Origin of the sequence: Vibrio sp. 10N.261.55.C5 (assembly GCF_041470505.1) — a bacterium.
Classification (GTDB): domain Bacteria; phylum Pseudomonadota; class Gammaproteobacteria; order Enterobacterales; family Vibrionaceae; genus Vibrio; species Vibrio crassostreae_C.
The window spans coordinates 134127-154948 of record NZ_JBFRMS010000013.1 but is presented as its reverse complement, the minus strand read 5'-3'; the positions used below and the strand labels follow the sequence as shown (position 1 = coordinate 154948).

General features: G+C 44.1%; 21 protein-coding genes. 9 read left to right on the top strand and 12 right to left on the bottom strand.

The features are described from left to right. Nucleotides 1-66 precede the first annotated feature (66 nt). The 6 genes from AB4263_RS06935 to AB4263_RS06910 form a co-directional block, all read right to left on the bottom strand. Nucleotides 67-246, bottom strand: a complete 180-nt coding sequence (locus tag AB4263_RS06935; protein WP_017061927.1) for a hypothetical protein — start codon at nt 244-246, stop codon at nt 67-69. 318 nt (nt 247-564) lie between these two features. Then, a complete protein-coding gene (locus tag AB4263_RS06930) occupies nt 565-1014 on the bottom strand; it encodes an NfeD family protein (protein WP_017061926.1) in 450 nt (149 codons plus the stop codon). A 3-nt stretch (nt 1015-1017) separates the two neighbouring features. Further along, on the bottom strand, nt 1018-1947 hold the full coding sequence (locus AB4263_RS06925) for an SPFH domain-containing protein (protein WP_017063395.1): 930 nt from the start codon (nt 1945-1947) through the stop codon (nt 1018-1020). Nucleotides 1948-2144: 197 nt separating this feature from the next. Next, nucleotides 2145-2999: a co-chaperone YbbN gene (locus AB4263_RS06920; protein WP_017061924.1), complete on the bottom strand. Its 855-nt coding sequence runs from the start codon at nt 2997-2999 to the stop codon at nt 2145-2147. Nucleotides 3000-3395: 396 nt separating this feature from the next. Further along, nucleotides 3396-4223: an SDR family oxidoreductase gene (locus AB4263_RS06915; RefSeq protein ID WP_017061923.1), complete on the bottom strand. Its 828-nt coding sequence runs from the start codon at nt 4221-4223 to the stop codon at nt 3396-3398. A gap of 43 nt (nt 4224-4266) precedes the next feature. Beyond that, entirely contained in the window at nt 4267-5181 is a 915-nt protein-coding gene (locus AB4263_RS06910; protein ID WP_372097960.1) for a TIGR01777 family oxidoreductase, read from the bottom strand. Nucleotides 5182-5470: 289 nt separating this feature from the next. On the opposite strand from AB4263_RS06910, the gene AB4263_RS06905 reads away from it, so the two are divergent. Genes AB4263_RS06905 through yfcE form a run of 5 tightly spaced genes read left to right on the top strand, consistent with a single transcriptional unit; the run spans nt 5471 to nt 8333 of the window. Continuing rightward, complete coding sequence (locus tag AB4263_RS06905; protein WP_017072437.1) at nt 5471-6205, top strand: DUF1538 domain-containing protein; 735 nt, start codon at nt 5471-5473, stop codon at nt 6203-6205. Then, on the top strand, nt 6202-6996 hold the full coding sequence (locus AB4263_RS06900) for a DUF1538 domain-containing protein (RefSeq protein WP_017066002.1): 795 nt from the start codon (nt 6202-6204) through the stop codon (nt 6994-6996). The genes AB4263_RS06905 and AB4263_RS06900 overlap by 4 nt, the downstream gene beginning before the upstream one ends. Next, complete coding sequence (locus AB4263_RS06895; protein WP_017062207.1) at nt 6986-7336, top strand: P-II family nitrogen regulator; 351 nt, start codon at nt 6986-6988, stop codon at nt 7334-7336. The genes AB4263_RS06900 and AB4263_RS06895 overlap by 11 nt, the downstream gene beginning before the upstream one ends. After that, nucleotides 7333-7740, top strand: coding sequence for a CBS domain-containing protein (locus AB4263_RS06890; protein WP_372097958.1), 408 nt, complete (start codon nt 7333-7335; stop codon nt 7738-7740). The genes AB4263_RS06895 and AB4263_RS06890 overlap by 4 nt, the downstream gene beginning before the upstream one ends. Nucleotides 7741-7787: 47 nt before the next feature. Further along, on the top strand, nt 7788-8333 hold the full coding sequence (yfcE, locus tag AB4263_RS06885; protein WP_017068995.1) for a phosphodiesterase: 546 nt from the start codon (nt 7788-7790) through the stop codon (nt 8331-8333). A gap of 24 nt (nt 8334-8357) precedes the next feature. Here yfcE and AB4263_RS06880 read toward each other — a convergent pair whose 3' ends face one another. The 3 genes from AB4263_RS06880 to AB4263_RS06870 form a co-directional block, all read right to left on the bottom strand. Continuing rightward, on the bottom strand, nt 8358-8678 hold the full coding sequence (locus AB4263_RS06880) for a SelT/SelW/SelH family protein (RefSeq protein ID WP_017062204.1): 321 nt from the start codon (nt 8676-8678) through the stop codon (nt 8358-8360). 135 nt (nt 8679-8813) lie between these two features. Continuing rightward, entirely contained in the window at nt 8814-9329 is a 516-nt protein-coding gene (locus tag AB4263_RS06875) for a regulatory protein ToxS (protein WP_017063402.1), read from the bottom strand. A gap of 1 nt (nt 9330) precedes the next feature. Next, the gene (locus tag AB4263_RS06870) at nt 9331-10242 is read right to left on the bottom strand and encodes a transcriptional regulator (protein ID WP_136978865.1); all 912 of its coding nucleotides are present in this window, start codon (nt 10240-10242) and stop codon (nt 9331-9333) included. Between the two features lie 271 nt (nt 10243-10513). On the opposite strand from AB4263_RS06870, the gene htpG reads away from it, so the two are divergent. From htpG to hemH, 3 genes are all read left to right on the top strand, one after another. Then, complete coding sequence (htpG, locus tag AB4263_RS06865; protein ID WP_017062201.1) at nt 10514-12418, top strand: molecular chaperone HtpG; 1905 nt, start codon at nt 10514-10516, stop codon at nt 12416-12418. A 388-nt stretch (nt 12419-12806) separates the two neighbouring features. Then, nucleotides 12807-13451, top strand: coding sequence for an adenylate kinase (gene adk, locus AB4263_RS06860; protein WP_048612175.1), 645 nt, complete (start codon nt 12807-12809; stop codon nt 13449-13451). A 277-nt stretch (nt 13452-13728) separates the two neighbouring features. Beyond that, nucleotides 13729-14691: a ferrochelatase gene (gene hemH / locus AB4263_RS06855; RefSeq protein WP_171733378.1), complete on the top strand. Its 963-nt coding sequence runs from the start codon at nt 13729-13731 to the stop codon at nt 14689-14691. 89 nt (nt 14692-14780) lie between these two features. Here hemH and AB4263_RS06850 read toward each other — a convergent pair whose 3' ends face one another. Continuing rightward, nucleotides 14781-16178 carry a peptide MFS transporter gene (locus AB4263_RS06850; protein ID WP_372097956.1) on the bottom strand — a complete coding sequence of 466 codons (1398 nt, stop codon included), beginning with the start codon at nt 16176-16178 and terminating at the stop codon, nt 14781-14783. 501 nt (nt 16179-16679) lie between these two features. Here AB4263_RS06850 and rfaH point away from each other — a divergent pair. Then, nucleotides 16680-17186: a transcription/translation regulatory transformer protein RfaH gene (gene rfaH, locus AB4263_RS06845; RefSeq protein ID WP_017062197.1), complete on the top strand. Its 507-nt coding sequence runs from the start codon at nt 16680-16682 to the stop codon at nt 17184-17186. Between the two features lie 78 nt (nt 17187-17264). On the opposite strand, the gene asnB is transcribed toward rfaH, so the two are convergent. Beyond that, nucleotides 17265-18935, bottom strand: coding sequence for an asparagine synthase B (gene asnB, locus AB4263_RS06840; protein WP_102320162.1), 1671 nt, complete (start codon nt 18933-18935; stop codon nt 17265-17267). 235 nt (nt 18936-19170) lie between these two features. Continuing rightward, nucleotides 19171-20757, bottom strand: coding sequence for a cation:proton antiporter (locus tag AB4263_RS06835; RefSeq protein ID WP_372097954.1), 1587 nt, complete (start codon nt 20755-20757; stop codon nt 19171-19173). Between the last annotated feature and the right edge of the window lie 65 nt (nt 20758-20822).

Genomic DNA, 20822 nt, shown 5'->3' with positions numbered 1-20822 from the left:
TTCTAAATAATCGTCAGGCAGCAATTTCATTACTAGCCTGACTTTAATCACCTATCACAGTACCTATCACAGCACCTTTCCGCCGTAATGTTTACAGATCAACAGTGGTACATGAGTGACTGCGTTACCATCTGAACACTTAACGATAGGCCCCATGTTTCCGTTACCAGGAGACTGACTGCTCGCTAGAGCGCTTCCAAATGACAAGCTGAAAATAGCCGTTAGAATTATTAAAAAATGTCTCATACAAACTCCATTAGGTTTATCTCTAATTGAGATAATTGAAAGTATGGACAAGGAAAAGAAAATTTCAAAAATTGGACGGACTTAACATTTTTAATGATTATAAATAAGCGAGAGTAAGGTTAACTATTCATATATATATTGGGTAAGAAATCTGGCTTTCTTATACCTTTTTAGCTCAATCAAACTTTTTAGCTTTACGAAATAAGAACTTATTTTTTTTCAATTCAATCTATCGCAATGATAATTCGAATATTATTAAGGTTCAAAAATAGAAAAAGCCTGCATTTATTGAAAATGCAGGCTTCATATAGCTCTTGTTTATAAAGGTTCTATTATTAGAACGATTCCGTCTAAAGCGACAATCTTAATTTCGGTTCCAGATGGAATATCTTGACTGGCCTTTGCTGACCAAGAAGAGTCACCGAACTTAATTCGACAGCTACCTTTCTTTACGTCTTCACTTAAAATAACGGTTTGACCTACCAATTGCTTTTCTCTTTGGTTTAACTCTCGCCCTGCATCCGATTGCTTGTCATTCGAGAGTTGTCTTCTCCACCACAACCAAGTGGTAATAAGAGAGAAGCTAGCAAAGGACAGCCATTGCATCTGCCAACCAATTGGTAATGCTCCTAATAGGGCACCGACCAGCATGGCAGATATGCCTATCCATAAAAAGTAACCAGCGGTTCCAATTAGCTCAAGCGCTAACAATGCTAGACCAAACGCTAACCAATGCCAGTGGTTTACTTGTTCTAGTAATTCGACCATAAGTTAGTCCTTACTACCTTTGTCATTCTTATGTGCAAACATCTCCGCGATACCCGCTACAGAGCCCATAAGGCCAGTTGCTTCGAGTGGTAGCATGATGATCTTGCCGTTTTCAGCTTGGCCTATAGATTTCAATGCGTCGGTGTAACCTTGTGCAATGAAGTAATTGACCGCTTGCATGTCACCTTGAGCAATTGCCGTTGATACCATTTCTGTCGCTTTAGCTTCTGCTTCTGCGGCACGCTCACGGGCTTCTGCTTGCAATATTGCCGCTTGCTTCTCACCTTCTGCTTTCAGGATCTCTGATTGCTTGTGGCCTTCTGCTTTCAAGATCTCAGCTTGTCGTACACCTTCTGCTTCTAAGATATCAGCACGTTTATTACGCTCGGCTTTCATCTGGGCATTCATCGCAGCAGTAAGGTCTGCTGGTGGCTGTACGTCTTTAATTTCGATACGGGTGACTTTTACGCCCCAAGGGTTTGTCGCTTCATCAACGATGTTCAGTAGCTTGGTATTGATCATGTCACGCTGACTCAGCATCTCATCCAGTTCCATCGAGCCAAGCACAGTACGGATATTGGTGAGGGTTAAGTTACGGATCGCATGTTCAAGGTCATTCACTTCATAAGCTGCCTTAGGCGCGTCGATAACTTGAACAAAACAAACCGCATCGATAACCACATTTGCATTATCTTTGGAGATGACTTCTTGTGCTGGGATGTCGAGAACACGCTCCATCATGCTGATGCGCTGTCCAACTTTATCAATAAATGGAATGATTAAGTTAAGACCCGGTTTAAGGGTGTGTGTGTATCGCCCGAAGCGTTCAACGGTCCAGTTGTTGCCTTGTGGAACGGTTTTTACGCCAGCGAAGATAAATAACAGTGCGACGGCAGTAAAGACGCCGATAGTAATCAAGGTATCAATAGGCATACAAAATCCTTTGCAAGTTTGAGTTTTTGATAGTTCAGTATTGATACTGGCTCATATTTAAATTCTGAGCAAATTTATAAACGAGAAATGGGCCATAAAGCATTGATTTTATGGCCCATTTTACACTCTATTATGCGATAAACTAATTGATTGAATTGTCAATTTTCGATGTTTAATCTACGGCTTTTTAGGTTTAACTAGTAAAGCAGAGAGTACAGTTGTCGACGGTACTTACTGGCAACTGGGTTACCTTGTCCAAGCGCACTCAAGATGTCCATGAACTCTTTCTTCATGTCACCATCGAGAGCATTAAGATCTTTGGCTAGGAAAGACCATAATAGATCCATAGCTTCTTCACTGCGGTTCACTTGGTGATATTGCAATGCTAATTCAGATGCTGTTTTAGCGTCGCTCGGATTTTGCTGAAGAGCGGCTTCTAATGCTTGTATTTCAGGGCTGTCTGCTGCTTGTTTATGAAGTTCAAGCTTTGCAACTAAGCCTTTGTAGTAGTTGTCTTGGTACTCAAGAGGGATAGTTGCTAGCTGAGTTTCAGCAAGGTCAAATTGTTGTGTTTCTAACAAACACTCTGCGATCGCCAGTTTTACTTCACCTTTATTCGTCAGCTCTGCTGGAAGTTGCTGCATTGCTGCTAGTGCCTGTGTGTGCTCGCCAGCTTGCATTTGCTCAAGAGCCTGACGCAAAGCAAGTTCATCTTGGCTAGGAAGGTGTTTGCTGAGCATATCGACAATAGCTTCTATGCTTTGAGGGCCACCGAGCCCATCGACTGGCTGACCATTAACAAACAGTGCAATAGTGGGCAGTGCTTGAACACCAAACTGGCTAGCAATAGCTTGCTCTTGTTCGCAATTGAGCAGGGCTAAGGTGAAGGCACCGTTGTATTGCTGAGTTAAAGTTTGCAGTTCAGGAATGACTTGGGCGCTCTCTTGGCTCATTGGTGCCCAAAAATGGATGAGTACAGGGGTCTGCATCGAACCTTCTAATACTTGACGAAAGTTCTGCTCATTAAGTTCAACAATATGCGGAGATTGCATTTACGTTCCTTGAGGTTTGTTTTGTGGATACGTTGCAAATATGGGGGGATTAGTCGGTAACTTCAAGATCTAACTCGGTTATCTCGGATAAAAAGAACCAAAAATAGGAAAACGCTATGCTTCGATGTTGATATAATTGTTATCTCAACATGGAAGGCATAGCGTTATCATCGAGGTAGTCAGTGAGGCGTTGCGTGAGATACTCAAAACAGAATAAACAACGTAATCGCCAGACCCACACCTACCCAATTAAGGCGGTTTAAAGTCATGAGATTTCCAGAGTAGAACCATCAATTGGGAATAACTGATGGGATAGGATAATCATGACATCTTATTGTTACGGAAAAATTACATCGTTACATTAAAGTTTGCGACTCTGCATTCAAAGTTAGTAATTTATGCAGCTTTTCTCAAAATAGGGTCTAGCAAGCGACTCGGTAGAATCCTTTTCAATACCGCGAACACTTTAGTCGGGGTCGTAACTCGGTATCTTAGCTTGGGTTTGTCGGCGGTGAGAGCATGGAATACCGGCTCAATACAACTTTCTGGAGGCAGGACAAAAGCGTTATTCGATGATTCTTTTTCGAGTCGATCTTTTTGTTGTTGGTAAGCGTCTTGGTGGGCGCTGCCAGAAATGTTGATCCATTTATTGAACGCTTTCAAGGCATTGGTTCTAAATTGAGTCTCAATTGGCCCTGGTTGCAGTAATGAGATCTGTATACCGCTGCCATGCAGTTCTAATCGTAAGGTATCTGTCCAACCCTCAATCGCGAATTTAGAAGCATTATAAGCACCACGATACTTCATGGCTGCAAAACCTAATACGGAACTGTTTTGTACGATTCGACCTTCGCCACGCTCGCGCATGTGCGGAAGGATCTGACAGACGAGATGATGCCAACCAAAGAAGTTGGTTTCGAATTGTTCTCTGAGTCCTTGGGTCGGTAAGTCTTCTAGTGCCCCTGCTTGACCGTAAGCACCGTTATTGAATAATCCATACAATCCATTAGGTGCGAGATCAATAGCAAGCTTGGCGCCATGCTCAATACTTTCTTGGTTGGAAAGATCTAATTGAATACAGGTGAGGCCTTCATCTTGAAGGCGTTGAACATCTTGTGGATCACGACAAGATGCAATGACATGAAAACCACGCTTTTGAAGTGCATGAGCACATGTATAGCCAATACCTGTTGAGCAACCGGTAATCAGAATCGACTTGTTCACACTTAATCCTTTATTAGAGTCTCTATCGCTCTAGGGTAAAGAATTAGTCTTGATGTTGTAACAAGTTTTTTAGTGCTGGCTCGATTCTTGAATAACTAAAGATGAATCCCATCTCAGTGAGTTTCTTCGGCTTGGAGCGAATGCTGTCAAATAGCAAACAAGATGATTCCCCCATGAGAATCGACATTGCCCATTTCGGCGTGAATAAGAAATGCGGTCGGCCTAATTGTTTCGCTAACGTGCTGCTGAACAGTTTGTTGGTCACAGGGTGAGGGGCACACATATTGAATTCCCCTTGAGCGTGAGGGGTAGACAACAAGTGATTGATGGCTCTCACCATATCGAGAATGTGAATCCATGGCATGTACTGGTCACCTGAACCTAGTGGACCACCGACGCCGAGTTTATAAGGCAATAGCATCTTCTTGAGTGCGCCGCCATTCTCGCCAAGTACAACCCCTGTTCGCAGTAGTATCACGCGTGTGCTTTCTGATTGTGCTCTCTTGGCTATCTCTTCCCAGTGGGCACAGACTTTATGAGGAAAGCTTTCATCTTCTACTTGCAGTGACTCGTCAAATGGGTGCTGCTGTTGATCGCCATAGTAGCCGACGGCTGAACCGCTAATAAAAGCGTGTGGCGGGTTGTTACTGGCATGAATTAATTCGACCAGCTTTTCAGTGATGTGCCAGCGACTGTTACAGATCCTCTCTTTTTGCTCTGTACTCCAACGCTTATCGGCAATCGGTTCACCCGCGAGGTTGACCACCACATCAAAGTCATTGAGATCACTGAGCTCATCAAGGGATTGAATGTAATGAAGGTTGTTCTGGTTGAGGTGATTTAGGTTTTGCTTCGCATTTTCAGGACTCCGCGTCAGCAATGTCACGTCGTCAGTGTTCCAACTCTTGACCAATTCAGAGCCAATAAATCCAGTACCACCCGTTAACAATATCTTCATACCAATCTCCCTATTAAACATAATTATAGACATGGCTTGTTTTTAGTCGCCAATCAATACGAAAAAATCACTATAACGATCATAAGGTTTCAATCGTGTGATGCCCAAATTACGCCTTTTCCAATTTACAAATGAGTGAAATTAAATTCATCAAGTCAGGATGTGTACCGTCATCACACTTATGCACTTTACTCGGATATGTTACCAACTGCGTAATATTTGTCACATAAGCAATGATAAGGATTTGCCATGATTATTATTAATTCATAATCAGCGACAAGGAATTGCGATGACGGCGGTGCTTGCTTTGTTTCGATCCATGTTAGGTAGCCTGAGGGATCTATTGCCAATCGTGGCGGTAATCGCTTTCTTCCAGCTTGCTGTCTTACAAGAGCCACTTCCTCATCTTTTATCTATTCTGACTGGCTTAGTGCTCGTCGTTTTTGGACTCACTTTCTTTATCTTTGGCCTTGAAATGGGGTTGTTTCCAATTGGCGAATCGATGGCTCAAGCATTTGCCAGAAAGGGGAGTGTGTTCTGGTTATTGATCTTCGCTTTTTGTTTGGGTTTTGGTACCACCATAGCCGAGCCAGCGTTAACCGCAGTCGCTGCCGAAGCCGCAGAAGTGGCAGCTGAGGGAGGTGTAATCCCCAATACGTTAGATGAAATGGAGCAGTATGCCAATGGCCTGCGCTTTACTGTGGCACTGTCAGTCGGTATCGCTATTTTACTCGGTGTGCTGAGAATCTTAAAAGGTTGGCCAATCCAGTACATGATCATCGGTGGATATATTGGAGTGGTCGTGCTCACTGCATTTGCTCCGGAAAACATCATTGGAATTGCGTATGACTCTGGTGGAGTAACGACATCGACGATCACCGTCCCATTAGTAACTGCGTTAGGGGTGGGTTTAGCCTCGGCAATTAAAGGGCGTAATCCGATGATAGATGGTTTTGGGTTGATCGCGTTTGCTTCGTTGCTGCCGATGATGTTTGTCATGGTGTACGGGATGGTGGTGACATGATCAGTGTTCAACAGTTTATCGACACCTTTCTCGGCACTGTGATGGATGTGATCCCGATTGCGATCATCATCTTCGGTTTTCAGTTGGCGGTATTACGAAAGCCAGTCAATAACCTAGCCAAAGTGCTGATCGGTTTCTTCTACGTCATTCTTGGCTTATCACTCTTTTTGATGGGATTGGAGCTCGCGTTATTCCCTCTAGGGGAGACGATGGCAATGCAACTCACCGAGCCAAGCTTTTTGACTGAGTTTAAGATCAGTTCTGGTCTTGCTTTGGTTTGGTTTGATTATTACTGGGTCTATCTTTTCGCGTTTTGTATTGGTTTCAGCACCACGATAGCCGAGCCCTCTTTGATTGCTGTAGCGATTAAGGCGAACCAAGTTTCCGGTGGCAGTATCAGCGTCAATGGGCTGAGGATCGCCGTGGCATTGGGCGTTGCTATCGGTATCTCACTGGGCAGCTACCGTATCGTTGCGGGTGACCCGATCCATTACTACATCATTTTTGGTTATGTCGTCGTGGTCATTCAAACCTTTTACGCCCCAAAACTCATTATCCCATTAGCCTACGATTCGGGTGGCGTCACTACATCAACGGTGACAGTCCCTTTAGTGACGGCGCTCGGGCTTGGACTTGCTTCAACCGTACCAGGAAGAAATCCTGTCATTGATGGCTTTGGGTTGATCGCCTTTGCCAGCTTATTTCCCATCATTTCAGTGATGGGCTATGCCCAAATAACACAATGGTTAAACCGTTTACACACCTCTAAGGAGAGCAAAGATGCGCTTTAAACTTATCTTAGCGTTTGTAGAAGAGAGCAAGACCGACACTGTGCTCGATGCCGCGCGTGATGCGGGCGCGACTGGAGCAACGGTGATTAACAACGCCAGAGGGCAAGGCTTAAACCAAAAAACCACCTTCTTTGGCCTAACGCTAGAGGTACAAAAAGATGTGTTGCTGTTTGTGGTTGAGGAACACTTAGCGAGGCATATTCTTGAAACTATTGGCGAAGTCGGTGAGTTTGACCAGGAGTCAGGACAAGGTATAGCGGTGCAGATCGATATCGAAGACGCAGTCGGGGTTGCGCATCAAGTCGAGACGTTAACAAAGGTTGTGGAGGATGAGCTATGAGTACCAGTGAAAAGATCCGAGTAGGCGATGTCATGGCCAATACGTATGTGATTATCGATGGGCTAACCACGGTGTTAGAAGCGATAGAGATGGCTAAAAAGCACAAAGTGAAGGCAATCATTGTCGATAAACGCCACGAAGATGACGAATACGGCATCGTATTGATGAATGACATTGCCAAGAAAGTACTGGCTAAGAACCGATCTCCAAGGCGAACCAATGTTTATGAGATCATGACCAAGCCAGCGCTAAGCGTGTCTGCTGAGATGAACGTAAAGTATTGCGCTCGCCTGTTTGAACGCTTTGGTATCAGTCGTGCGCCAGTAGTTCGTGATAACAAGATAGTCGGTATGGTTAGTTACAATAATATCGTGATCAATGGTATGGCGAGAGATGACGTGTAGCATTTAGATACGTACAATAGGCTCATAAATTTTATGGAGAAGTACGTGTGAAATTATTTTTTGCTTCAGACCTACACGGTTCGCTGCCAGCAACAGAAAAGGTATTAGAACTCTACCAAGCATCTGGTGCGCAATATTTAGTTCTATTGGGTGACATTCTGAATCATGGACCAAGAAATCCGATTCCAGAAGGATACAACCCGCCGGCGGTTGCAGATAAGTTGAATGCGTTTTCTCAAGAGATCATTGCCGTTCGTGGTAACTGCGATAGCGAAGTGGATCAGATGTTGTTGTCTTTTCCAATGATGATGGATTACTCGTGGGTGCTATTAGAATCAGGCCAGCGTATCTTCCTAACGCATGGCCATTTGTACAACACCAATAAACGCCCTGCGTTGAAGGCGGGCGATATCATTGCACACGGTCATACCCATATTCCTGTCGCCGAATACCAAGATGACATCTTTATCTTTAACCCTAGCTCGGTGACATTCCCACGAGAGGGACACGCGGCAAGCTATGGCATCTATGAAAACAATACCTTCAAAGTCATTAGCCTTGAAGGTGATGTTCTCGTGAGTGGTCAGCTTTAAATCATTGGATCGGCTGTGAAAGGCTTATTTTGAGTCCACGTGGCCGAGATCTCTGTCTGGAGCAATGATGTTTCGTACTCTTTGCTTCAGAACTTTCGCCTCTGGAAAACCGTCATCTGCTTTTCTTTCCCAAATCTGCACACCATTACAAAAGATTTCGAACCTGCCTCCTGTGTCTGGGTGTAAGCTCACTTGTTCAATTTCTTCGCTGAAGGTATGCAGTAGCTCTTGGCATAACCAACTAGAGCGAAGCATCCAATTGCATTGACGGCAATAGTGTATCGCGATTGTGGCTTTTGTTGCTGTCTCTTTCGCTGGCGCCAGATTAGGTTGTTCCGTTTTCATGGTTAATCCTTAAAATGCTACATCCGTAATTTGATACCAACGGCTAACAAAAAAGGGGCTTCATGCCCCTTTTTTCTATTGGTTTACCGTTTCATGGTATTCAGCTATTCATAAACAGTAAATAGCGATCCAATCTTAGTTTGAAAACAATACGGTAGAACCATGATTTAAGCTAGTCAGTAGCAGTGCCTTCGGGTTAACAATATCTATGCGGCGGCTTTGCTCTGCGTCCATCTTAATGACTTGAGTGATCAGCTCTAGCTGTTCTTCTGAAAAGTCTTGGCGCTGAGCCGAGGTCACATCTTTAAACTCCGTTGGCGAAACCAGTAAGTAGTTATCGTTAATATCCCACTGACCCGTTTCAGAGATGTTGATGACATTCGCAGGCTCAGTTTGATTACCGTAAAGTCTAACCACTGACATTCTTAAATATGTACCATTTGGTAGGTATTTCGCATTCGATGATAGTTCAACTCTACGAAGTGGGCCGATTGAGTCAGCTTGCTTGTTATCGCTAATCAGCGTCACCATTCTCGACTGCCATTCATGCTGAGTGAGCAAGCGCTCTACTTTTGCATTGCTGCTCCAATATAGCCAACCACTCAAAAATGCCGATAGAACCAGTAAGATAATCGATACTTTTAATTTCATGTTACTTACCACCGTTACAAATGTCGTTTACATCCGACTGGTTTGCGTAAATTCTTAGGGTTACATTTTCGCTCGAGTAATCTTGCGAGTGAATGTAGTTGAGGGCAAGGTTATTGGTTTGTCCTCCTGTAGCGATCACTTCAGCCGGCTTTAACACACCAGTGTGACTCGTGTTGTAACTTAATACACACTTTTCTATTGCTGGCAGCCAACTGCTGAGGTCTGGGTGGTTAACCGGTGATTGAACCTTTACACCATCCACTTCAGTCAAAACCGTGAACTCGGACTCCACCGGGGTAGTAAACGTTAAAACGAGAATCGGCATGATGAAAGCGGCAAGCAGTAACCAAAATGTTAACCATTTATTGGTGCTTTTAGCCGGAGCTACAACAGGAGCGGTTGCTGGTTCTACTGCCACTTTAGTTTGTTGAACTTTTGTAATTGGCTCAGGTTCAAATGTGTCAGTGATTGCTTGTTCAGTCGCTGCAGGCGTTGCAAACGTTAGGATAGGTTCAACGTCATTTTCTGCAATTTCAGCGGCTACTGGCTGATCATTTGATGACAGTGGCGCAGAGCGCTCAACGGTCGCAATAAATTGGTAACCGCGCTTCGGTACTGTCTTTACGAATTCAGGAGATTTAGTCGAGTCTTTGAGCATCTTTCTCAGAGTCGATACGGCTTGCGTTAAGCTTGAGTCATCCACCTCAAAGCCTTGGTCTCGCCAAACATACTCATGCAATTCATTACGAGTGATAACTTCATTAGGCCTTTCTGACAGCATCAAGAGAATGCGGCTTTCATTGCTACCAAGACGTACGACTTCACCGTCGCTCATTTGATCGACAAGTGAATTGCTGTTTGGGTCGAATACGAACCGTTGTGCGAGAATAAACTTTGTGCCGATATTACTCATTGAATTCTTCTATTTTGGATTGTTTTGGGGGGCGAAATAGACAAATCTCAGGTGAAGTTCCGTTAATTCTTCACCAAATCATGGCTTATTTTATGTTCTTTTATATTTATCAGGCTCAAGGATAATAAAAACAGATAAAAAAAACAGTGTTTTTATGATTTTTGACCTTGAATTTACATTTGTCATCCTCATGTTAATGAACAGAAGAGTGGCATCAAGTGTTACGCCCCTATGATTATTCAACATAAAGTATAGATGTTTTGGAGTAAAAATGAGCGAAACGGCAACGCAAAATAAAGAGACTCGTGGCTTTCAATCTGAAGTAAAACAACTACTTCATCTAATGATTCACTCACTGTATTCAAATAAAGAAATCTTTCTACGTGAGCTGATCTCTAACGCATCTGACGCGGCTGATAAGCTTCGTTTTCAAGCTCTATCGAACGGTGACCTTTACCAAGGTGATGCAGATCTAGGTGTAAAACTTTCTTTCAACGCGGAAGCAAACACGTTAACCATTTCTGATAACGGTATCGGTATGAGCCGCGACAACGTTATTGAGCATTTAGGTACGATCGCGAAGTCAGGCACTGCAGACTTTTTCTCAAAGTTGTCTGAAGATCAGAGCAAAGACTCTCAGCTGATCGGTCAATTTGGTGTTGGTTTTTATTCTGCATTTATCGTGGCAGACGCGGTAACGGTTCGCACTCGTGCAGCTGGCCTGCCGAACAATGAAGCTGTTCAGTGGCACTCTGCAGGTGAAGGCGATTACACAATCGAAGACATCACTAAAGAGTCTCGTGGTACTGACATCGTTCTGCACATGCGTGAAGACGGTAAAGAGTTCTTAAATGAGTGGCGTCTGCGTGAAGTGATTGGTAAATATTCTGACCACATCGGTATTCCTGTTTCTATCTTCACAGCAGTGAAAGATGACGAAGGTAAAGACACCGAAGAGAAACATTGGGAACAGATCAATAAGGCGCAAGCGCTTTGGACTCGCAACAAATCTGATATCGAGAAAGAAGAGTACCAAGAGTTTTACAAGCACGTATCTCACGACTTTGCTGATCCACTAACCTGGAGCCACAACAAGGTTGAAGGTAAGAACGATTACACAAGCCTGCTTTACATCCCAGCGAAAGCACCTTGGGACATGATGAACCGTGACCACAAGAGTGGCTTGAAACTTTACGTGCAGCGTGTATTCATCATGGATGACGCAGAGCAGTTTATGCCATCTTACATGCGTTTCGTTCGTGGCTTGATTGACTCAAACGATCTGCCATTGAACGTGTCTCGTGAAATCCTGCAAGACAACAAGGTAACTCAGTCTCTTCGTGGCGCATGTACCAAGCGTGTACTGACTATGCTTGAGCGCATGGCGAAGAATGACAATGATAAGTACCTAGAGTTTTGGAAAGAGTTCGGCCTAGTATTGAAAGAAGGCCCGGCTGAAGATATGGCGAACAAAGAGAAGATCGCTGGTCTACTTCGTTTCTCGTCAACGGAAGTGGATTCTGCTGAACAAACCATCAGCTTAGAATCTTACGTTGAGCGCATGAAAGAAGGCCAAGATAAGATTTACTACCTGACAGCAGATAGCTACGCTGCCGCTAAGAACAGCCCACACTTGGAGCAGTTCAAAGCTAAAGGTATTGAAGTGGTTCTAATGTACGATCGTATTGATGAGTACGTAATGAACTACCTGACTGACTTCGACGGTAAACAGTTCCAATCGATCACTAAAGCAGGCTTAGACCTAAGCAAGTTTGAAGGTGAAGAAGAGAAAGAGAAGCAAAAAGAGACAGAAGAAGAGTTCAAATCTGTTGTTGAGCGTACTCAATCTTACCTAGGTGGTCGTGTTAAAGAAGTTCGTACGACCTTCAAGCTAGCAACGACACCTGCGGTTGTTGTGACTGACGACTTCGAAATGGGCACGCAAATGGCGAAGCTTCTTGAAGCTGCGGGTCAAGCGGCACCGGAAGTGAAGTACATCTTCGAGATTAACCCTGAGCACGCACTGGTTAAACAGATGGCTGACGAAGCAGACGAGCAAGCGTTTGGTCGTTGGGTTGAGTTGCTACTTGGTCAAGCGATGCTGGCTGAAAAGGGCTCAATGGAAGATCCGTCACAATTCTTGGGTGCAATCAACGAGCTACTAACAAAGCGTTAGTCTTTCGACTTTAGGTTAAGCCAATGATTGTAATAAAAAGCTCGCAAATGCGGGCTTTTTTTATGAACGTCGTTGAAAATTGACCTAACGTGGTCAACGTCACCGTTATCGTCACAACAAATGTTGTCGATGCATTCTTTAGTCGTAAATTCAGCCAAATTGAATATTAATGTGATAGAATGCTCGACCTAATCAGCTGGGGCTAGGAAGCTATCAACTCCAGTTGTATGATTTTTAAACGTTATACCGAAACTTACCGTTTTGCTTCTGTTCACAGTTTTGCTTAGCCTCAATGGTTACTTAACGCTTTCTGTTCATCCTAAAAATGAGCAAGAGTGGAGGGATAGTGAGCTTCGGTATAAATCATAATTTTATAAGAGGATTAAACATGCGCATCATTCTTCTAGGTGCTCCTGGCGCGGGTAAAGGTACTCAAGCTAACTTCATCATGAACAAATTTGGTATCCCTCAAATTTCAACTGGTGACATGCTACGTGCTGCTATCAAAGCGGGTACTGAGCTTGGTAAGCAAGCAAAATCAGTAATCGACGCTGGTCAGCTAGTTTCTGATGAAATTATCCTTGGTCTTATCAAAGAGCGTATCGCTCAAGATGACTGTGAGAAAGGTTTCCTACTAGACGGTTTCCCACGCACAATCCCACAAGCGGATGGCCTAAAAGAAATGGGCATCGCTGTTGATTACGTTGTTGAATTCGACGTAGCTGACGATGTGATTGTTGAGCGTATGGCTGGTCGTCGTGCTCACCTTCCTTCTGGTCGTACATACCACAATGTGTACAACCCACCTAAAGAAGAAGGTAAAGATGACGTAACGGGTGAAGACCTAGTTGTACGTGATGACGACAAAGAAGAAACAGTTCGTGCACGTCTAGGTGTATACCACGATCAAACAGCTCCGCTTATCTCTTACTACGGTAAAGAAGCTGAAGCAGGCAACACTCAGTACCTTAAGTTTGATGGTACTAAGCAAGTTGCTGAAGTTAGTGCAGAACTTGAGAAAGCACTAGCATAATTGGCTAACAGCCAGTTTTAGAATTTGATATATTGGAAGCGACCTTAAGGGTCGCTTTTTTTGTTTCAATTTTTAGTACGATACCAATCTAGATAATTTGATTGCACATGATTCAGAACGGTTCAGACCCGATGGCAGTGGCTAGCAATTGAGAGTGGATGTTGTGTATCTCATATGAAGAGTGATTATTCAGACTTTCATTGAGGCGCAATGATCTTAAACTTATGCAGATTAGTATATTACTTTCCAGAAAATCACATATTGGTCTCAGGTATCTATGGAAAATAATAAAAAGCAGGGTGTTTTACTGGTGAACTTAGGAACTCCAGATTCGGCGACCCCCGCTGGCGTTCGTCGATTTTTGAGTGAATTCTTACACGACAAGCGAGTTGTAAACCTAACGCGTTGGCTTTGGTGTCCTATATTACATGGGGTGATTTTACCGATTCGCTCGCCTAAAGTTGCTAAGCTGTATCAGTCTGTCTGGATGGATGAAGGCTCACCACTGCTTGTGTACTCTCAAAGACAAGCTGAAAAGCTCCAGAAGAAGCTAGAGATGCCTGTTGCACTGGGTATGACCTATGGCAACCCAAGCCTAAAGACTGGTGTTGAGCAACTGATGGAGCAGGGCGTTGAGGACATCATCGTACTGCCTTTATATCCGCAGTACTCTGGTACAACCACAGCGGCGGTTTCTGATGGTTTAACCAAAGCCTTTAAGCAGATGCCAGTTATCCCGAGCTATCGCTTTATTCGCGACTACTACGCGCACCCAAGCTATGCCAAAGCATTGGCTGAAAGCGTCCGCAGTCATTGGGATAAAAATGGCAGAGCCGATCATTTAGTGTGTTCTTTCCACGGTATTCCGAAGCGACTGGCTGATGAAGGCGATATCTACCCTCAGCATTGTGAAGCGACAACAAAGCTGCTTGCGGCAGAGTTAGGTTTGTCAGCGGACGATATCACAATGACATACCAATCGCGATTTGGTCGAGAAGAGTGGTTGAAGCCATACACTGACGAGACACTTGAATCACTGCCGAGTAAAGGCATCAAGAAGATCGACATTATGGCACCTGCCTTTTCGGTTGACTGTTTGGAAACGTTGGAAGAGATTTCAGACCAGTGTAAAGAGACTTTCATTGACGCTGGTGGTTCGGACTTTAGCTACATTATGTGTCTGAACGACAGAGATTCGCACATCGATATGATGGCTGAACTAGTGGCGCTTCATCGCTAACTGATATGGCGATTGAATAGATAACAAAAGGGCTGCTCATTGAGCAGCCCTTTTTGATCAGGATATTTCGTTTTGAAACAGCTTGAGAGTTAAGCCGCAGATGTCTCTGTTGCTTGCTTAGCTTTAGGCTCTGCTTCAAGCGTCATGTTGGTTTCTACGCCGTGCATCCATGACACAAGCTTACCAGCACAAAGCAGCAGTAATATGCCACTCACCGTTGCTGTGATAGCAATACCACTGAAGATTGACATAGCACCAAGCTCACCAACGTGAGAACCAACCAGGCCTGCCACGTAGTTTGCCACCGCATTGAAGCCAAACCATGCACCCATCATCAATGATGCTAGGCGAAGCGGAGCTAACTTAGTGACCAACGACAGGCCAATAGGCGATAGACAAAGCTCACCAAGGGTATGGAAGAAGAAAGCGCCGACTAGCCATAGCATTGATGTTTTCACTGTTAGGTCACCGCCTTGCTCCATTACCGCGCCCATCATGCACACAAAGCCCAGTGCTAAGAAGAACAATGCCATTGCAAACTTCACAGGAGAGTTGGGTTCACGCTTACCCAGTTTCACCCAGAACGCAGCAATGATTGGAGCAAGTGTAATGATGAAGAATGGGTTCAAAGATTGGAACCACGCAGCAGGAACTTCAAAGCCACCAATCATACGGTCAGTATATTGTTGAGTGTAGATGTTCATTAGGCCGCCAGCTTGTTCAAAGCCCGCCCAGAATACAATCACGAACAGACCCATGATAAGAATCACTTTTAGTCTGTCGAACTCTTCTTTGGTCAGTGGCGCTTTTTCTTTAGATTTGTTCAGTGCTTTCGCTCTTGCAGCAGCAGGTACAGAACCGATGTTGCCTAACCAAGACTGAGCCATTGTCACTTGCATGATCAAGCTAATAACCATACCAATACCAGCGGCTAGGAAACCTGCTTTCCAACCGAATGAATCGACAGCAGCACCTGAAATTAAGCCACCAAGCAGCGCACCTAAGTTGATGCCCATGTAGAAAATGGTGAAAGCACCGTCACGGCGGTTATCGCCTTCTTGGTACAGATCGCCAACCATGGTTGAGATGTTCGGCTTAAACATACCGTTACCACTGATTAGCAGTGCTAAACCAAGGTACAGAGCGTTCACTTGGTCTAAACCGATGAAGCCGTTAGGTAGAGCCAGTGTAAATTGGCCAAGTGCCATTAATACACCGCCAATCAGAATTGATTTACGCTGACCTAGGTAGTTATCGGCAATCCAGCCACCAATTAATGGTGTGATGTAGACTAAACCGGTGTAAATACCGTAGAGATCGAGTGCGTCTTTCGTTGACCAACCCAGTCCACCGTTGAGGGTAGTGTCAGTCAAAAATAAGACAAGGATGGCGCGCATCGCATAGTAAGAGAAACGTTCCCATAGCTCTGTGCTAAAAAGTAGAAATAGGCCTCTAGGGTGGCCAAAGATGTTGTGGTTGCTTGACATAAGTTTTACTAATTTTAGGTATTAAAAGATTTTATAGTCATTCATGTATACACAGCGGGATAAAAGTCTGCAATAGACGTATTTTATGGTTACGACAACTTGGTTTAGCTAAGGTATTGATATTAATCATCTTTACTTTTAATGTTGCCCATTTTAAGTGTGCTGCAAACTAATTTTCCAGATTTGAGCTGGTTGGTTAATAACCTTTATTAAAGTCGTGTTGAATAAAAATCTTTAGATGCATTGCTCTGGTGTATCATTTTGAGTTTAAAGGGAGTGGTGTGCTCATTAGGTGGGGTATACATATGCTTACAACAATGAGTCTTTTGATCTCTAAATGATCTCTGTACAATGCTTAACCACTCCGACACCTATAACTTTTTGTTGATAAATTGGTCTGCTACGCATTATTTTTCGTTAGCAACGATTCATTTTATTAATGGCGATTCAACCGTTTTAGGCATGTGGTAAAATATCTAAAAATATAAAATGGCTAGTTAAATGAAACGTTGGTATTTGCTTTACTGTAAGCGTGGTGATCAAAAACGCGCTCAGCAGCACTTAGAGAATCAGGGGGTAGAGTGCTTTTACCCTCAAATAGAAGTCAAAAAGGTGGTGAGAGGGAAAGAAAAGCAGGTCAAAGAACCGCTGTTTCCGTCTTACATCTTTGTTCGCTTCGATTATGAGCAAGGTCCTAGCTTCACGACCGTTCGTTCAACACGTGGCGTTGTGGACTTTATTAAGTTCGGTTCACTGCCGCACGAGGTCCAAGGAGACTTGGTGTTTGAACTTAAAGAGTTTGAGAAGTGCTGCAGTAACGAAGTGGAAGATTGTTGTGTTGAGTTTGAATCTGGACAGGTAGTTAAGATTCAGAGTGGCCAATTTGCTGGGGTTGAAGCTATTTTCGATCAGAAAGACGGTGAGGCTCGATCGATTATGCTGGTGAAAATGATCAGCCAAGTCGTTCCAATCAGTATTGAGAACGAAGCACTACAAGCTCGCGCATAACTGCAGTAATAAAAATAGGCTTAAAACAAAAGGCGCATAATGCGCCTTTTTTAGTCTTTAGGATTTGTTCAAAACGCTCTAAGCGTTGTAAGCATCGTTGTGAACGGCTTGTACTGCACGGCCTGATGGGTCGACACAGTTTTTGAATGACTCATCCCACTCAATCGCTTTCGCTGATGAACAAGCAACTGAAGGACCACCAGGTACACACTCTGCCGCAGATTCTAGAGGGAATAGCTCCTCAAAGATTTCACGGTAAGCATAACCTTCTTTGGTTGTTGGCGTGTTGTAAGGGAAACGGAACTTAGCAGCTTCCATTTGTTGATCCGTTACTTTTGCTTCAGCCGTTGCTTTCAATGTATCAATCCAATCGTAGCCAACACCATCAGAGAACTGCTCTTTTTGACGCCATGCGATTGAATCTGGTAGGTAGTCTTCAAAACACTCACGCAGGATGTGTTTCTCCATCTTACCGTTACCGCACATCTTATCTTCAGGGTTCAGACGCATTGCGACATCGATGAACTCTTTATCCAAGAATGGTACACGGCCTTCAACACCCCATGCCGCTAGCGATTTGTTTGCACGAGCACAGTCGAACATGCTTAGAGCAAGCAGTTTACGTACTGTCTCTTCGTGGAACTCTTTCGCGTTTGGCGCTTTATGGAAGTACAGGTAACCACCAAAGATTTCATCAGCACCTTCACCTGAAAGTACCATCTTGATGCCCATCGCTTTGATCTTACGAGCCAGCAAGTACATTGGCGTTGATGCACGAATCGTCGTTACATCGTAAGTTTCGATATGGTAGATAACGTCACGGATTGCGTCTAGGCCTTCCTGAATAGTGTAAGTCATCTCATGGTGCACAGTTCCGATCTTGTCCGCAACTTCACGAGCAGCGATAAGGTCTGGTGCGCCTTCAAGACCAACAGCGAACGAGTGCAGTTGTGGCCACCAAGCTTCAGATTGCTCATCATCTTCGATACGCATTGCCGCAAAGCGCTTTGCAACTGCTGAAGTAATTGATGAATCCAGGCCACCAGATAGAAGTACACCGTAAGGAACGTCAGTCATTAGTTGACGTTTAACGGCTGCTTCTAGCGCTTCAGTCAGTTCTTCTTTGCTTGTGCTGTTGCCTTGTACCGCAGCGTACTCGTTCCAATCGCGGATGTAGTAGCGTTGAGGTTCAGCATCTTTCGAAGAGTAGAAGCTACCTGGAGGGAATTCACTGATCGTCTTACATACTTCAACCAATGCTTTCATCTCTGAAGCCACGTAGTAGTTGCCGTGCTCATCGTAACCTTGGTAAAGCGGGATGATACCAATATGGTCGCGGCCCACTAGGTACTCGTCTTTCTCTTCGTCGTATAAAACGAATGCGAAAATACCGTTAAGCTCTTCTAGAAGGTCTGCACCCATCTCTTGGTATAGCGCTAGGATAACTTCACAGTCAGAATCAGTCTGGAACTGGTACTTATCTTCATAGCGTGCACGAAGTTCTTTGTGGTTATAAATTTCACCGTTTACTGCAAGAATGTGCTTTTTGTCTTGACTGTATAGTGGTTGAGCACCACTGTTCAAGCCAACAATAGCAAGACGTTCATGAGCAAGGATTGCTTTTTCACCAGCATAGATACCAGACCAGTCTGGACCACGGTGACGAAGCTTCTTAGACATTTCTAAAGCAATAGGGCGAAGTGTTGCGGCATCACTTTTAATGTCGAGAATGCCAAATACTGAACACATAGAACTTCCTTTTAAATAATTTCCAAATCAACTGCATTCAATTTGCCATTCTGGCTAAAAAAAGCAACCGGATGTGAGCAAAAAAATAATATAAAGGGTGTTCTGTTAGAAATTATCTAATTTTTATGTGCTTTTGGTGTGTGATGTTTAATTGCGGTTGGTTTTTTAAACAAAAACCTCTCAAAAGTGCGAAAAATAGGCAGTTTTGAGAGGTTTAGTTGAACACTGTCTAATACTAGATTTTATTGATATTTGGATTTAACTGTTCGCAAACGTGGCGAGCAAAACCACTACCAGCCTCGCTGTAAATGTTAAATGCCGCATCAACGCCATTCTCTTTCAGTGTTTCGAGTTGATCGGGATATTCAGCAATAGCCGCAATTTGGCCTTTAAAGTTACGTGACTTTAATTGTTCTAAAGCGGTTTGATTACCTTGGTGGTGAGGCATTGCCAAAATCACCAGCTTTACGTTTGCTGTATCTAGAATTCGCTCCCAGAAATCTGGGTCAGTCGCGTCGCCAGAAATCACGTTTCTGCCTTGGCTTCTGTGGTTGTGCGCGGCTTCTTCACGCACTTCTACACCTAGGCTGACCTTGCCATAGCGAGTACGTAATTCGTCATAAGCACCGGTACCAATTCGGCCCATACCTAGAATAAGCACTTGGGCACGACCAGGGTCAATTCGCTTATCACGTCGGTGAAGCTTTTCTGACGCATGCTCTTTTAGCCATTTACCTGACTGCTGATAAAGCTTATGACCAGCTCGGTTTAAAGGAGCAGCGATTAGAAAAGACAGTGAAACTGCAATGGCAACGGCAACTAAGATATCACCCGACATCCAACCCATCTTGAAGGCGAGACCACCAACGATGAGGCCAAACTCGCTATAGTTAAACAGTGATAGCGAGGCAAGTAGAGACGTTCGAACACGGAACTTGAAGCGGTTGAGTACCAAGAAGTAGAGAACACCTTTCACAGGCAGCATCAGCAAGAACAAGATTGCGAGCATAAAGCCTTGAATGGTTGGTTGCTCTGACAGACCAATATTCAAGAAGAAACAGACAAGGAAAAGTTCTTTAAGGTTAAACAGCGCCTTTGATAATTCTGAGGCTTTTGGGTGACCAGCAAGTAACATACCTAGAACAAGAGCCCCCAAATCTGGTTTCACACCAACCAAATGGAATAAACCAGCACCGACGACTAATGCGAAGAAGATGCCGGAAAGAACCAGCATCTCACCGTGACCAACCCAATCGAGCACTTTGTAGAACAGTGGGCGTAATAAGGGTAGGGCAAACAGAGCAATTGCATACCACTCAGGTATTTTGCCCGTAGAAGCCGTTAAGAATACTACGGCGAAGATATCCTGCATGACCAAGATACCAATCGCTAACGTTCCGTAGGTCGCATTCATTTCGCCTTTCTCTTGCAGAGTCTTAACCGCAAATACAGTACTAGAGAATGAAAGAGCAAAACCGAGCAGAACGATCTGTTCTACCGACATGGCAGCTAGCGATGAAATACCTAAGAACTTAAAGCCAAACAGGGCGACGGCGAAAAACAGAGTGGACAAAAGGTTGTGGATTGTCGCGCCAGCCCAGATCTCTTTAGAGAGTAGGGTTTTGATATCGAGCTTTAAGCCGATAGTAAATAGAAGCAGCGTGACACCAAGGTCAGCTAAAGTAATGATGGTGTCATTGGTTTCAAAGCCAAAGGCAAAAAGCCCAAAGCCTGCAACCAAAAAACCAACTAATGGGGGAAGGTGACACTTTAAAGCAATAAATCCTGCGATAAACGCAGTGGATATTAATATAAGTTCCATAACTTGTTGTTGTAGTTCCCTAGCTTAAAAAAACGGGCCGTGTTTATACAAACACGGCCCGCGGA